General features: G+C 45.9%; 10 protein-coding genes. 2 read left to right on the forward strand and 8 right to left on the reverse strand.

Features of this window, described 5'->3' with window-relative positions; translation table 11 throughout:
- Positions 1–112: 112 nt before the first annotated feature.
- The 4 genes from ACTSEZ_RS05990 to ACTSEZ_RS06005 all read right to left on the reverse strand — a co-directional run bounded on the left by ACTSEZ_RS05990 (position 113) and on the right by ACTSEZ_RS06005 (position 7,646).
- Positions 113–1,852, reverse strand: coding sequence for an NTTRR-F1 domain (locus ACTSEZ_RS05990; protein WP_369733268.1), 1,740 nt, complete (start codon positions 1,850–1,852; stop codon positions 113–115).
- A gap of 145 nt (positions 1,853–1,997) precedes the next feature.
- On the reverse strand, positions 1,998–3,206 hold the full coding sequence (locus ACTSEZ_RS05995; RefSeq protein WP_369733269.1) for a hypothetical protein: 1,209 nt from the start codon (positions 3,204–3,206) through the stop codon (positions 1,998–2,000).
- Between the two features lie 27 nt (positions 3,207–3,233).
- A complete protein-coding gene (locus ACTSEZ_RS06000; protein WP_369733270.1) occupies positions 3,234–6,122 on the reverse strand; it encodes an NTTRR-F1 domain in 2,889 nt (962 codons plus the stop codon).
- A gap of 210 nt (positions 6,123–6,332) precedes the next feature.
- Complete coding sequence (locus ACTSEZ_RS06005) at positions 6,333–7,646, reverse strand: NTTRR-F1 domain (protein ID WP_369733271.1); 1,314 nt, start codon at positions 7,644–7,646, stop codon at positions 6,333–6,335.
- Positions 7,647–7,873: 227 nt separating this feature from the next.
- Between ACTSEZ_RS06005 and ACTSEZ_RS06010 the strand changes: the two genes are divergently transcribed.
- A complete protein-coding gene (locus ACTSEZ_RS06010; protein ID WP_369733272.1) occupies positions 7,874–9,145 on the forward strand; it encodes a glycosyltransferase family protein in 1,272 nt (423 codons plus the stop codon).
- Between the two features lie 19 nt (positions 9,146–9,164).
- Here ACTSEZ_RS06010 and ACTSEZ_RS06015 read toward each other — a convergent pair whose 3' ends face one another.
- Positions 9,165–10,892, reverse strand: a complete 1,728-nt coding sequence (locus ACTSEZ_RS06015) for a DapH/DapD/GlmU-related protein (RefSeq protein ID WP_369733273.1) — start codon at positions 10,890–10,892, stop codon at positions 9,165–9,167.
- 17 nt (positions 10,893–10,909) lie between these two features.
- On the reverse strand, positions 10,910–11,893 hold the full coding sequence (locus ACTSEZ_RS06020) for a glycosyltransferase family protein (RefSeq protein ID WP_369733274.1): 984 nt from the start codon (positions 11,891–11,893) through the stop codon (positions 10,910–10,912).
- Positions 11,894–12,027: 134 nt separating this feature from the next.
- Between ACTSEZ_RS06020 and ACTSEZ_RS06025 the strand changes: the two genes are divergently transcribed.
- Complete coding sequence (locus tag ACTSEZ_RS06025) at positions 12,028–13,023, forward strand: DUF4855 domain-containing protein (protein WP_369733275.1); 996 nt, start codon at positions 12,028–12,030, stop codon at positions 13,021–13,023.
- A gap of 216 nt (positions 13,024–13,239) precedes the next feature.
- Here ACTSEZ_RS06025 and ACTSEZ_RS06030 read toward each other — a convergent pair whose 3' ends face one another.
- Positions 13,240–14,223, reverse strand: a complete 984-nt coding sequence (locus ACTSEZ_RS06030) for a glycosyltransferase family 4 protein (RefSeq protein WP_369733276.1) — start codon at positions 14,221–14,223, stop codon at positions 13,240–13,242.
- Between the two features lie 3 nt (positions 14,224–14,226).
- A complete protein-coding gene (locus tag ACTSEZ_RS06035; RefSeq protein WP_369733277.1) occupies positions 14,227–15,165 on the reverse strand; it encodes an NAD-dependent epimerase/dehydratase family protein in 939 nt (312 codons plus the stop codon).

Below are 15,165 nucleotides of genomic sequence, written 5' to 3' on the forward strand. Positions count from 1 at the left end.
TAATCGTTTCTACATGACATAATATGTCGAATTATGGAAACGGATTGTATCATAGCCCTAATCTAAAAAAATCCGCATGCAATGGCATACGGACTAAATGTTTTTCCTGAAACTACTCTACGCGAATAATCGTTAAAGCTGCACCTGTTGAACCGTCTCCAAGCAGAGTTGCAGCTCCGAGCAATCCGAAGAATTGAAGGGAAATCAAATCTCCAGCCGTCAGGTCTACTATAGCAGAACTATTGTACTGATTCAGTCCAACGGCAGGTGAAATAATTGTACCCGGTACCGGAGTTCCGCTGTTTACAATTCTTGAGCTGGCAAGAAGTCCTGCAGTTGTGTTGATCTGATAGCTGATATAATATCTTCCTGTTTCAGGAACCGTAAATACTGAATCAGTTGCGTCTACAGCAAATCCATCCAGATTCTGAATGCTGCCAAGCGGAATATTCGTTCCTCCAAGTACAATGGCAATTATAGTTCCTTCTGTATTCGCTGCGTACATTGAGCTTGAAGTAATACTGGATCCAGTCGGTCCCGGAGCACCTGTTGCACCCGGAGCACCTGTTACGCCTGGAGCACCTGTCACGCCTGGAGCACCTGTTGCACCCGGAGCGCCTGTTACGCCCGGAGCACCTGTCACGCCTGGAGCACCTGTTGCGCCTGGAGCACCTGTCACGCCTGGAGCACCTGTCACGCCTGGAGCACCTGTTACGCCTGGAGCACCTGTTACGCCCGGAGCACCTGTTACGCCCGGAGCACCTGTCACGCCCGGAGCACCTGTCACGCCCGGAGCACCTGTTACGCCCGGAGCACCTGTTACGCCTGGAGCACCTGTCACGCCTGGAGCACCTGTTGCACCCGGAGCGCCTGTTACGCCCGGAGCACCTGTCACGCCTGGAGCACCTGTTGCGCCTGGAGCACCTGTCACGCCTGGAGCACCTGTCACGCCTGGAGCACCTGTTACGCCTGGAGCACCTGTCACGCCCGGAGCACCTGTTACGCCCGGAGCACCTGTTGCGCCCGGAGCACCTGTTACGCCCGGAGCACCTGTTACGCCCGGAGCGCCTGTTACGCCCGGAGCACCTGTTACGCCCGGAGCACCTGTTACGCCCGGAGCACCTGTTACGCCCGGAGCACCTGTTACGCCCGGAGCACCTGTTACGCCCGGAGCACCTGTTGCGCCTGGAGCACCTGTTGCGCCTGGAGCACCTGTTGCGCCTGGAGAGCCTGTTGCGCCTGGAGAGCCTGTTGCGCCTGTTGCGCCTGGAGAGCCTGTTGCGCCTGGAGCACCTGTTGCGCCCGGAGCACCTGTTGCGCCTGGAGCACCTGTTACGCCTGGAGAGCCTGTTGCGCCCCTGCCGGTTGGCCCAAATAAACCGTCAACAGTTGTTAAAAAGATATCGTCAACCAAAACATCTGATGATGATACTCTAGGCAAGTTATCTACAAGGACCAGTGCCTGTGCAGTTCCTAGCGGAGCAATCTCTGTCAGCTGATAAATTTCATTCCAGGTATCTGCACCGATAAATGGAATCGTGTCTTGTTCAATGACAGTAATCAGCCCATATTGTATAAATGTAAATTCTGCATCGTAAAATGCTACAGACAGTGTGATAGGCGCGCTGTATTCAAGTCCGGTTCTTGCAAGTGAAACCTTTAGTTCAAAGCGTTCTCCAGGATTTGCTTCCACGATCTGATAAACATATCCGTTTTGGGAATCTCCTGAAAGGCGTGCTGAAAAATAACCGCTGTGTGAAAATTCCCTTGTTATACTTGCATTGAATGGAATCCAGCTGCTGAAGCTTCCGGTTTCAAAGCTGCTGTTAGTAATTCTATTGACAAGCGTCACTTAGTTCCCTCCTGTAAAAATAGAGTCTTTTCTATCTCTTTATTCTATGAATCTCTCAGGAGAGTGATATAGTCGTTGGACTAGAATTATGAAAATGGGCAAAAAAATAACCTGCAGATTAACATCCTGCAGATTATTCTTTCCTTTACCAGTTCTCTGTTACTCTGAACATGGCTGTAACAGTATTTGTTCCGGGACCGGCAAGTGAAGCAACAGCAAGTGTTACAATTTCATTATCCGGCAGTTCTGTGTCCAATAGAAGTTCTGTAGTCAGTACACGTGTTGAAGAAGACCCTGATGCAGCTGCAAGCCCCTGAAAAACAACTTCTCCACCGGTTATTGTTGTAGAAGTAGTGTTGACTAAAAGGGCTGTTTCGTTATTTGGGATATTGGTCGTTGCGGTTGGAAAAGTTGTGAAAGTGCCATTTACCGTACCACCTATGATGACTTGAAATGCCAAATCTACATTTGTAATGATCTCAGCCGATTCAAATAAAACCTGAACCGAATTTGGTCTGCCTGAACCAGCAGGGAAAACCGGTTTTCGCGTGAAGGAAATTAAGGGAGTCAGAGTTGTCGTAATATTTGTGACGGTTCTCCGCTCTGACGTATTCCTAAAGACAGGTTCAAATTTCCCAATAATACTGTACTGCCTTCCGCCAACAAACAAGTTAAATGGCGCCGCAGTACCGTTATTTTCAACTTCAGCCCTGAGCGGCAGATTCGGGTCCGTGAAACTGGTCTGCCCGGACGGATCAAAACGGTGTACGGTAATCACTTCCTGAGCAAGTGTAACCGGATTAGGCACGACTACCCGGAATTCAATGACGCCGTATCCATACCAGGTGAAGACTATTAAAAAGATATTGCCGTCAGCCAAATCGAGGGTTACTCCGCTTGGACCAGTTCCGTTTAGCGGATCTACATTCCAAGATGCCTGGGGGATGAGAGTATCTGTTCCCGCTCTTCTTATCCCCACGTATATATTCGTACTGCTGTTGCCGAAAAAAGCACCATTCTGTGAGTCGTAAAGTCCCCACTGCGCAGTCTGGCTGCCGACAGGAGCTGCAGGCTGCCTGACAGCAATCCCTGATTCACAAGCATACCCCGGCTCATATCTTCCTCTTTCTGCACTGTCCAGAATGGCTGAATCTGCAGCTCCAGTGGTGGTTAAAACAAATTCGGTAGCATCATTCGTTACCGTACCTGTACCCGTGGTTGTCACAATATCCCTTAGATCTGATAAACCATAAGTGGAAGTTAGCTCAATGATGGACGTTTTCTGGGCAGTCATCAGCTCGCTGAACTGGGAACTGACATCAGGGCCAACATTGCTGATTCTAATATCAGCCATATGAAATCCCCCTTTCTTTATTTACTTTTACCATTCTTCTGTCACCCTGAATGTAGCGGTTACAGAATTGCTTCCACCAGAGAGATTCGCTACTGCAAGTGTTACTGTCGACGTATCAGGAAGCTCAAAATCCAGAAGAAGGGCTGAAGCAAGAACTCTGCTTGATCCAGAAACGCCGGCCGCAAGTCCCTGAAGAATAACCTGCCCCCCGGTAATGGTTGTAAGGGTATTATTAACAAGCAGTGCAGTTTCATTTGTCGGGATGTTTGTATTTGCTGTAGGAAAGTTGGTGAATGTCCCGTTAATCGTGCCATCTAATATGATCTGATAGTAAATATCATCAGATGTGACAAGGTCAATTCCTTCAAGTTTTACGCTTACAGAGTTTACCCGGGCTGATCCTGCAGGGAAAATCGGCTTTCTCTGGAAAGAAATTATTGGTGTGAGCGTCCCGGTTGCAGTCACCGTCCTTCTCTCTGATGTAATTCTGAATACAGGATTATAGCTGCCTAAAATACTGTATTGCCTTCCTCCTACAAAAAGAGTAAGTGCCGAAGCGGTACCGTTATTTGAAACCTGGGCTCTTAAAGGCAGATTAGGATCAGCAAGGCTGGTCTGGCCTACAGGAGTAAACCGGTTTACAGTGATCACTTCCTGTGCTAATGTTACAGGGTCTGGAAGAACCACTCTGAACTCTACAACACCGTACCCATACCAGGTATACACAATCTGAAAAATATTTCCATCTGCGAGATTTAGAGTTGCCCCGCTTGGTCCTGTGCCGTCCAGTGGATCCACGTTCCAGCTCGTTTGCGGAATGAACGTGTCTACACCCGCTCTTCGGATTGCCACAAAAATACCGTTTGTTGTATCCTGCCCAAAATAATAGCCATTTTGACCATCAAAGTAACCCCAGCTGACCCTTTGCGTTCCTGTTGGAGGTGCCGGAAGCCTTACACCGATGCCAGCTTCTCCAGCGTAGCCTGATTCATACCTTCCTCTTTCAGCACTGTCAAGGATGGCGCTGTCAGCCCCATTGGCTGCTGTACTCACAAGATATTCAGTGGCATTATTTGTGACCGTACCAGTTCCGGTCGTCGTAACTGTGTCTCTCAGAGTTGAAACCCCGTAAACAGAAGTTAATTCAATGATAGGCGTTCTCTCAGCCGTTCTGAGTTCGTCAAATTGGGAGTCTACATTTGGACCAACGTCAACAATCGTTGCATTCGGATCAAATGTTCCGGTAGCTCCTGTCGCTCCTGTTGCACCCGTAACTCCTGTTGCACCAGTAACTCCTGTCGCACCCGTAACTCCTGTTGCACCCGTTGCTCCAGTAACACCGGTAGCTCCTGTTACTCCCGTTGCACCAGTAACTCCTGTCGCACCCGTAACTCCTGTCGCACCCGTAACTCCTGTTGCACCCGTTGCTCCAGTTGCGCCAGTAACACCTGTAGCTCCTGTTACTCCCGTTGCTCCAGTGGCTCCTGTTACTCCCGTGGCTCCAGTTGCTCCTGTGGCTCCTGTTACTCCCGTGGCTCCAGTGGCTCCAGTAACTCCTGTTGCTCCTGTTGCACCTGTTACTCCAGTGGCTCCAGTAACTCCTGTTGCACCAGTAACTCCTGTTGCACCAGTAACTCCTGTTGCTCCTGTTGCACCTGTTACTCCAGTGGCTCCAGTAACTCCTGTTGCACCAGTAACTCCTGTTGCACCAGTAACTCCTGTTGCTCCTGTTGCACCTGTTACTCCAGTGGCTCCAGTAACTCCTGTTGCACCAGTAACTCCTGTTGCACCAGTAACTCCTGTTGCACCTGTGGCTCCAGTTGCACCTGTGGCTCCTGTTGCACCTGTGGCTCCTGTTGCTCCTGTTGCACCTGTTACTCCAGTGGCTCCAGTAACTCCTGTTGCACCAGTAACTCCTGTTGCACCTGTGGCTCCAGTTGCACCTGTTACTCCTGTTGCTCCTGTTGCACCTGTTACTCCCGTGGCTCCAGTAACTCCTGTTGCACCAGTAACTCCTGTTGCACCAGTTGCACCTGTTACTCCCGTGGCTCCTGTTACTCCTGTTGCGCCTGTAACTCCTGTTGCACCAGTAACTCCTGTCGCACCCGTAACTCCAGTTGCACCTGTTGCACCTGTTGCACCTGTTGCACCTGTTGCACCTGTTACTCCCGTGGCTCCTGTTACTCCTGTTGCGCCTGTAACTCCTGTTGCACCAGTAACTCCTGTCGCACCCGTAACTCCTGTTGCACCCGTGGCTCCAGTTGCGCCAGTAACTCCTGTTGCTCCTGTTACTCCAGTGGCTCCAGTGGCTCCAGTAACTCCTGTTGCACCCGTTGCTCCAGTTACTCCTGTGGCTCCAGTGGCTCCAGTAGCCCCTGTTGCACCTGTTGTTCCCGTTGCACCTGTAACTCCTGCAGGACCAGTCGCTCCTGTCGCTCCAGATGCAAGAGTACCGATCAATGATATATCATCCGCATATACATCTGCAGAACCTGCCAATGGAAGCTTGTTAACGAGAACCAAAGCCTGAACTGCTCCTGCTGGGGCAGCGGAAGTGGTTTGGTACACTTCGATCCACGTATCGTTTTCTGCTAGCGGGATCGTATTTGCTGCAATGTTTGTAATCAGTCCATATCCCAGGAATGTAAAAGATGCATCATAATAATTTACGGCAAGAGTCATGGGCGGGGAAGGCAAGGCTCCTGATTTTGTGAGAGAAACGACCATTTCAAAGCTATCACCTTCAGCAACAGTGACAAGCTGATAGACAAACGCATTTACGCTGCCTCCAAGAAGCCTGACGGATCTAAAGCCGCTGTGCGGAAAAGATGTGGATATCGACGCATTAAGTGATACCCATGGCGCAAGTGATCCCGTCTCAAAACCGCCATTTACAATTAAATTTTCAATTGACACTACTAAACCTCCAATCATCATTCATATTTCAAAGGTACAAAAATTGTACATAACATGCTATGTGAAAAATTTTTATTTGAAATGGACATGATCCCATTTTTTAGAAACGTTTCATCTTCTTTAAAAATGTAAGACATTAAAAGACTGCCGGTTTATCAAATCGCTTCGATTAACCTGCAGCCTTCCAGGGTTTAACGGCAATATACGTAATTAAACGAATCTGATGATGTTCTGTGTTCTTGTCTCAGCATTAATACTGGTTACATTTGTTGCTGTGGTTACCAAAATACTCACTGTATAAGTACTGCTTGCATTAGTAGCGGGTGCAGTATCTACCAGTGTATTGGCATTTAAAAATCTTTGCGTGCCTGCCGGGCTTCCTGAACGTGAAGTCGTCAGCTCCTCGATGAGGACTCCGTCTCTTCTGATCCTCATATTATAGACAATATTCCAGTTGGCAGTAGTTACAAAAGCTAATTGAACGTTGTTATCAACTTTCAGTTTGTTTCCAGCCGTTACGGATAATGTAATTGAAGTAACGGTTGTTTCAACTCCAACTGTGATAGGGATTGCAGCTGTCTGCTGAGTATCAAAGATCGAAGAACTGACCGGCTGAGCGGGTCCTGTTGGTCCAGTAGCACCTGTGGCCCCGGTTGGGCCAGCAGGTCCTGTAGCCCCCGTAGCTCCTGTTACGCCAGCAGGTCCTGTAGCCCCCGTAGCTCCTGTTACGCCAGCAGGTCCTGTTGCACCTGTTGCACCTGTAGCTCCTGTTGCACCTGTAACCCCTGCACCCGTAGCTCCTGTTACACCGGCAGGTCCTGTTGCACCTGTAGGTCCTGTAGGTCCTGTAGCCCCTGTAGCCCCTGTTGCACCTGTAACCCCTGCACCCGTTGCTCCAGTTGCACCTGTTACGCCAGTAACCCCAGTTGCTCCAGTAACCCCAGCAGCACCTGTAACGCCAGTTGCTCCAGTAACTCCAGTTGCGCCTGTAACGCCAGTTGCTCCAGTTGCTCCAGCCGGTCCTGTTGCTCCCGTGGAACCAGTAGCCCCACCTTCAGAACTTAAAAAAGCTACATCATCAACAAAGATATCTGCTGAATTTGCCTGCGGCAGTTTATTAATCAGTACAAGAGCGTATGCTGTCCCCAGAGGTGCAGGAGCTGTTGTCTGATAGACTTCAAGCCATGTGTCATTTGCAGCAGTCGGCACATTATTGGCTGTGATATTTGTAATAACCCCATATCCTAAAAATGCATTTGCAGCCGTGTAGTAAGTGACTGAAATAGTAATTGGCCCGTTCGGCAAAGCTCCGTTTTTAGCCAAGGAGACAATGAGTTCAAACGTCTCTCCCGGAGTCACATCAACTCTTTGGAAAATAAAAGAGTTTGCAGTCCCGCCAAGCAGAAGCACTGAATTAAAGCCGCTGTGGGCCTGGGCAGAACTAATTACCGCATTCTGTCCCGTCCACGGAGACAGACTGCCTGTTTCAAATCCGCCATTACTTATTCGGTTTATAATTGTCAAAATTTGTCCTCCAATCTCAGAATACTTCTCGATCATGTTATGTCTGAATGCATTTGCAGTGTTAAAGCAACTATCCATTTTTGAAAAGTTTTTTTGAAAAGAGAAGTATCCCGGCTGCTTTTGTAACGGAGGGCATGAGAAAATTCCCTGCTCGAATCTCATGAAACAATTGTTTCTTTATTGCGCATATACATATAAAAACACACCGATTCAGAAGGAGGAGCCTAATGAAAAGTCTTCACGAAGACATCCTGACAAAATTAAATGTTTCATCTATTAACGAGGCTGTCTTAGAAGGTGCCGGCCATCAGAAGAATAAAAGAAGGGAATTCCTGTTGAATGCGGCAGCTGCTTCCGACAGGGGACAGATTCCTCAATCGTGGCTTTGGCTGTGGAGAGGAAACTTGGAATTTCCGGAAGAAAAATGTTTTGCAGAACTGATTGATCTTCATTTCCCTAAAAGAAGCAAACCAGACCTGCGTATTCTGCATGGATCAATTGAAATCGCCAATCAAATGAATGTTCTAACAACAGGATTAAGAACAATCGGTGTATCCAGTGATTCTCTGAATTATTATCCTTACTATTTAAATTATCATAATGATTACACCTGGGATTTGAGAAATCAGCGGAGCACCCCTCAACTAAATAGAAAGCTCCGAAAGCTGACGGAAGAATTCACAGCAAACTATGATCTCTTTCATTTTCACTTCGGAACTACCCTAACTTTTGATTATTCTGATTTTCCAATGCTTAAAGATGCCGGCAAATCAATGGTTATGCATCATTGGGGAAGTGATGTAAGGCTGCACTCCCAGGCGTTGAAATCAAATCCTTACGCGCTGGTGAAAGATAAAAATGAGATAGGAATTCAACAGAAACTAAAGACTCTGTCCTCTCAAATCAATCATTGCATCATTCCCGACTACGAGCTTTTTCCTTATGTGAAAGATTATTACGAACATGTCCATATCATCCCATCCGCTATTGATCTGCAATCTTATCAGCCTGTTTCAATAAGGACGCAGCATGAACCGCCGCTCATTGTCCATGCGCCAACCTCTCCTTTCATTAAAGGAACCGGTTTTATACTCAAGGCAGTCGAAAAGCTGAAGGAAAAATACACCTTTCAGTTTCAGCTTGTTCAGGGCATGAGTCATCAGGAAGCGAAAAAAATATATGAGAGAGCAGATGTGATCATTGACCAGCTTCATATAGGGAGCTACGGTCTATTCAGTGTTGAATCCATGGCTCTTGGGAAGCCAGTGGTCTGTTACATTTCAGATGAGATGCAGCAGCACTATCCTAAAGATCTGCCCATTATTTCTGCGAACCCTGATACGGTTGAAGCCGTTATTTCAAGCCTGCTTCAAAACATTGACAGTTTCCCCGAGACAGGCAGAAAAAGCCGGCTATATGCAGAGAAATATCATGACTCTGCGGCAGTTTGCCCGCTCATTCATCACGTTTACCAGAATGTGATAAATAACCCCTGCTGATGTCAGCAGGGGTTACCTTTTATTTGATCACTCGTGCCGGATTTCCTACAGCTGTTTTCCCTGCCTCTACATCTTTAGTGACAGTTGCACCTGCACCGATAATGGCGTTCTCATTAATTGTAATACCCGGAAGAAGAGTCGCGTTGTTGCCGATCTTCGCGCCTTTTTTAATAACGGGACCTTTATAGGGATAGTTTCCCTCACCCATGTATTTGTCATTGGAGGTTGAAACACACGGACCGAGAAATACATCATCTTCTATGATCATGTCTGCGGTCACATAGCAGCCGGTCTGAACAGTTACTCTGCTCCCAATGAGAGTGTTTGTTTCTACGATTACATTTCTGCCGATAATGGAATCTACTCCAACCACTACTTTCTCCCGTATGCTTGAAAGATCTCCGACAAAAGCTCCCTGCTTCAAAAGCAGATTTCTGTACAGCACAGTATTGCATCCAATTCTCACATCGTCCTCTATAACAAGCGGTGTAAGGGCAGCACCGGGTTTTCTTGCCATTTTTTTATTTTTCGAGGTTGTTTTTCCGAGAACGGATAAGTCCCCGACCTGCACCCTGTTTCCAATTTTCGTATCTTTTTTAATGATGACATGATGGCCGATCTCTGCATCATCGCCAATCTCTGCGTTTTCTTCGATGACGACATTCTGTCCGAGCACGACATTTTTCCCGATTTTTGCTGTGGGATGTATCATACTGCTACTCCTTTCTGATAAAACGTCTTTGTAAATAGTTAGAAGACCCGGCATGACAACAGAAACATCATGATAGCGTTCCACAAACTTTCTGCCTTCTGCACCAAGGTTCTTAAACGTATCGGGATTATCCAGGAGTTTTGATAGTTCATCGTAAAGCGTATCCGGATTGGCTGACACAATAGGCAGACCCTCTGGAAGACTTTCTCTTACATCAGGCCTGATGTAGCAGACGACCGGCTTGCCAAGTGCCATTGCCTCCACACTCAGATTACCGTACGCTCCGCATAGAATCTGATCAATAACGATATCAGCCCGTTTGTAGACCGCCACGGCTTCTTCGTGGCTCATCTTTTCCACTCTGACATACTCAAAGGAATATTTGTCTTTTAATCTGTCTATTGTCTGTTCTATCTGTTCCGTCCCTTTAAATTTCGGCAGAGTCGGGGCATGAACAATCAGGGGTTTATTTGTTTTGCCGGGATATGCTGGAATGTACTTTTCCGTTTCAATCAGTCTTGGAAGGATATACACTTTCTTATTTCTGGCATGATAGTAATCTTTCACATACTCATATAATTCATGATCCTGAACAATGGCAGCGTCTGCAACTTCTGCAAACAGCTGCAAACTTGAATGAATCTTTTCAGCATCATGGGAAGATTCCGTATTAACATAGGGATTGACGTAATTATCACCTTTTCTTGCACGTTCAGGGGCTCTTACGTCATTTCCTCTGTGATGCATGATGATTTTCTTTCCTGCCTTTTTTAATAACTCAAGATCTTTATAGCTGTCCATAAAGGAGTAGCCGTTGTGCAGATGGTAAATATCAAAGTGATCAAACGAGTTTTCGAAAATCTGCATTAACTCAAAAGCGTCCGTATTAAACGTTTGCTTGTAGTTCAAGTAACTGATAAAAAAATTATACGCTCCGGACTGATAGCCGTATTTTCTGAGCTGGGAGCTGATCAGGCCAACCTGCCCCGCAATCTCAACAGGAGCATGCATTATTTTTATGTTTTTATCCAGCATTTTGATGCAACAGCCCCTTACAGTGATTTGTAAATTTCAATGAGATAGTCAGCTACAACGCTGCTGGCGTGATATTTTTCAACATATTTTCTGCTGGCTTTTCCTATCTCTTTTAAGCGGTCCCTATCCCTTAATAGATCAGTCAAAACCTGATCGAGGTTATCCGGATTTGCAATGACAATAGGAAGATCACTTGGGAATTTTTCTTTCACGTCATCACGCACGAACGCTACTACGGCTTTGCCCATTGCCATCCCTTCCACACTCAGCATTCCGTAAGATCCACACATGATCTGGTCAACGATGATGTCTGACTGACTGTACATGGCAAGAGCTTCTTTATGACTTTTCTTTTCAACCATCTGATACTCAAACGGCACCTTGCCCTTAATTTTATCAATCGCTGCTTCGACATACTCCGACCCTTTAAATTCCTTGTTTGTAGGTGCATGAATGATGACAGGCACTTTGTTTTCTCCGGGATATCTTGGACTGAACTTATCAAGGTTGCAGGCTAAAGGCATGATATACACTTTTTCGTAAAAATCAGCCACATGATTCACCATTTCGCCGTCCTGAACGATGGCTGTCTTAATGTATTTTGAATTGAAAGCAAGATGCTCGTGAATTTTTTCATCCGAATAATATCCGGCAGGCAGCGGATAGGGATTGTATTTTTTTACGTTTCCTGCCGTCCTCACATCTGATCCCCAATGCTGCATAATCAGTTTTTTACCAGTTTCAGCAAGAGCCGGCAGGTCATAATTTCCTGTCAGAAATGTATTTCCGTTATGAAAGTGCAGAATATCTGCCGTTGCGACGATGTCTGAAATGACGTTTTTCAATTCAAACAAATCGGTGTTTACAACATGTTTATGATGATAATTGATATAGCTGTGAAACCAGTTGAACCCAGCGGTTTCATACCCTTTTTTCCGCAATTCATTACACAGAGTACCCATCTGTCCGGCAATTTCAGTTGGGCAATGGACAATCTTCATTTGCAACACTCCTTCTCGCATATCTTATTCCCTCCGTGAAAGAAAGGTTATAAAAATGAGGTTTTCACACATAACCTTTTATAGTAAAGCGCCATATGCTGTACAGGAATGACACTAAAAGGAGTGATTGCACGTTGTCTGGATATTTAATGGCCAGTGAGCTATCCATCCACAAATCGATTTGCATGCTTCCGTGCGGGGGTATTTCAATTCATGACAGAACAGACTGGACGGCAGATGAGTTAGCATTTTATCAGGTGAATCAGGAAAATCCTGCTACACCTCAATCTTTATTCAAAAGTTTTATCTTTAATCCTGTTTCTTTCAGAAAAGACCATTATATCCATCCGATGTTTACAGGCTTTGGGGAGCAGGCTGATCTTACAGACTGGAAACTTGCCATTGAACACTTTTTTAAAAAGGATGCAAATTTCTATGCTTTAAATCAGGCTGCTCTTGAAAAGACAGAAATTTGGGCAGGCGTTCCATATCCTTCTCACCGGCAGACAGATTTTGGCTCGATAAACGGAAAGAAACTAGACTTCTCTTTAAACGAAGACCGGCTTTATGCCGTAAAATGGTGGATGGATCAGTTCCTCTCCAGATGGGAGAAAGAAAAAGCCGACTTGCCTAACCTGGAGTTTAAAGGGTTTTTGTGGCAGAGAGGGTCCATTCAGGAAATTGATGAACCTGTCGTCACAGGTTTCACCAGTTATACGAAAGAGAAGAACGTATATTCCTTCTGGCTTCCGTTTCTCGGCTCTTACGGGGCAATTAAATGCAAAGAGCTCGGGTTCGACGCAACGTGTGTTCATGCCAACTATTATGGGAACACACATCTCGATTACAACTGGATCATTCATTCCTCCAATTTTGCACAGTTTTATCATACTGGCGTGCAAGTCCTTTTCGGGAAAGGCATGACATTTAACGACACCCATATCCTCGACTATTTGAATTGGGGCATACGGGCCCTGTATATGACGAATGATGCTGTTGTAGTCTATCATTTTCCAAAACAGACGATGAAAGGTATTTTTACAGAAAACCGGACCATTTACGGGCATATCGCTTCCTTTTTAAACAAAACGTACACATGGACTTCCTACCCGGGCATGCCGTACAAATAAAGATAGAACAAAAGCCGCTGAAATGGGCGGCTTTTTGGGTGAAAATAAGGCTGGAACAAAAGACAGACAGCTTGAGAAACATTTGAAATAGCGCTCATTTGGCAGGATTTTTACTATACAAAAGGCTCGCCCCATTGCGGATGCGAGCTTTTTCAATTGTGGCACTATTCCTCGAGTGCTGCCACTTTCAGGTGACAGAATTTTGTTCCAGTCGCCTTATAAGTTCTGATAGATTTTAATCAGTTCATCAACAACTACATGCTTGCAGTGGTTTTCTTCCGCATATTTTCGCCCCTGACGGCCAATGTCTTCTCTCAGTTCCGGGAATTTCAGCAGGCGTTCAACTGCATGATAGACTGTTTCGGGATTGGCGTTAACAATTGGGAGTGTGTCCGGAAACGTCGGAACAAGATCCGGTCTTATAAACGTAACCACCGGCTTGCCGAGCGCCATTGATTCTACACTTAACAGGCCGTAGGAGCCGCAGAGAATCTGATCCACAATGATATCTGCTTCTTTGTACAGGGAGATGACTTCGTCGTGATTCATTTTTTCGATTCGCTTATACGTGAATTCATAGGTTTCCCGGAGCTTTTCAATGGCAGCTTCAACATGTCGGGTCCCTTTAAAATCGGGATTTGTCGGCGCGTGAAGAATGAGCGGAACTTTTTTGTCCTTTGACGGGTAGGCAGGTTTAAAATGAGTGAGATCAATGGCAATCGGCAGCACATGCACTTTTTGATAATACTCTTTAACGTACTCATAAACTTCATAATCCTGTACAATCGCCTCTGAAATAAACGATGAAACTTTTGTTAATCGTTCATGCATCACTTCGTTCGGCGGTGAATCCCCCGTATAGGCAAATGGATTTTTTTCTTTTGCCTGCTCATGAAAACGCACGTCGTTTCCCCAGTGATGCATAACCATTTTCTTTCCCAAGGCATGAATTTTTTCAAGATCGCTGTAAGATTTGCACATGGTCGTATTGTAGTGGAAATGAAAAAGATCATAATCTGCAATCAGCTGGTCCTGATTTTTCTCCAGATAGGCTTCATCCGTGTTCACTAAATAATCCTTGTACCCGAGATAGGAGTGAAATGTATTGTACCCGAGTGAATGATATCCTTTTTTCTCAAGGGCTGAGCTTAAAATACCCATTTGCCCGGCAATTTCAGTCGTTCCATGAAAAATGTTCATGATTCACGATCCTTTCAGCCATTCATGCGTTTTCGTAAGACCTTCAATGAGCGAATGGCGGTTCCTCCAACCGAGCTCCCTTTCAATCTTACCGGTATCCATGCACCGCCTCTGAACGACATCCACATTTCGTTTCGGAGAGAATGCATTTCCGAGTGTGTCTTTTCCGGCTGCTTCTTTCACACTGGCTGAAAGCTGCAGAATGCTGGTTTCGATTCCGGTGCCCACATTGTATTTTTCGCCAAGAGCAACATCCGAAACAGCCGCAAGAATCGTCGCATCCATGGCATCGTCAACGTACGTAAAGTCCCGGGTCTGTTTTCCGTCTCCGAAAATGTCAAAAGGCTCATTCTTTTCGGCTGCATCAAAAAATTTCGCGATGACGCCGCAATATGGATTTGATATCAGCTGTCCGGGTCCGTATACATTTGAAAAACGAAGAGTTGCAACCGGGAGCTGGTACAGATTGAAATAGACATCGCAATAATGTTCGGTGGTAAATTTACTGGCTGAGTATGGCAGTTTAATATTGTAGTAAGTTTCAGGTGTAGGGAAAATCTCGGCATTTCCGTAAACTGACGCTGTAGATGCATAGATAAATCTCTTCAGCTGCGGTGACAGCTCCTTTGCTTTTCTCAAAAGGGTAAAGCCGCCAAGAACATTCGTGTGAAAATCAGAATAAATATTGTCCACTGACAGGACTAGATTTTTACAGGCAAAGTGAAAAATATAATCGACTTTCGGAAGAATATCATCCAGTACTTTTTCATCGGTAATGCATGCTTTGTAAAACGTGATTTTGTCACTGTCGGGGATGGCCGAAACAGTGCCTGTCGATAAATTATCAATAATATAGAGATGGTTCGAAGTCGGCAGCAGGGTTTTTACGAGCTGTGACCCAAGAAAACCTGCTCCGCCTGTAACAAGGACGTTTCCGAACAT

Source organism: Metabacillus mesotrionivorans, from assembly GCF_052171315.1.
Lineage (GTDB): Bacteria > Bacillota > Bacilli > Bacillales > Bacillaceae > Bacillus_P.

Excerpts from the sequence above, each read along its gene's own strand:
- ACTSEZ_RS06015 (WP_369733273.1), bottom strand. The coding sequence starts at position 10,892 with ATGCTGGATAAAAACATAAAAATAATGCATGCTCCTGTTGAGATTGCG.
- ACTSEZ_RS05995 (WP_369733269.1), bottom strand. The coding sequence starts at position 3,206 with ATGGCTGATATTAGAATCAGCAATGTTGGCCCTGATGTCAGTTCCCAG.
- ACTSEZ_RS06035 (WP_369733277.1), bottom strand. The coding sequence starts at position 15,165 with ATGTTCGGAAACGTCCTTGTTACAGGCGGAGCAGGTTTTCTTGGGTCA.
- ACTSEZ_RS06020 (WP_369733274.1), bottom strand. The coding sequence starts at position 11,893 with ATGAAGATTGTCCATTGCCCAACTGAAATTGCCGGACAGATGGGTACT.
- ACTSEZ_RS06010 (WP_369733272.1), top strand. The coding sequence starts at position 7,874 with ATGAAAAGTCTTCACGAAGACATCCTGACAAAATTAAATGTTTCATCT.
- ACTSEZ_RS06030 (WP_369733276.1), bottom strand. The coding sequence starts at position 14,223 with ATGAACATTTTTCATGGAACGACTGAAATTGCCGGGCAAATGGGTATT.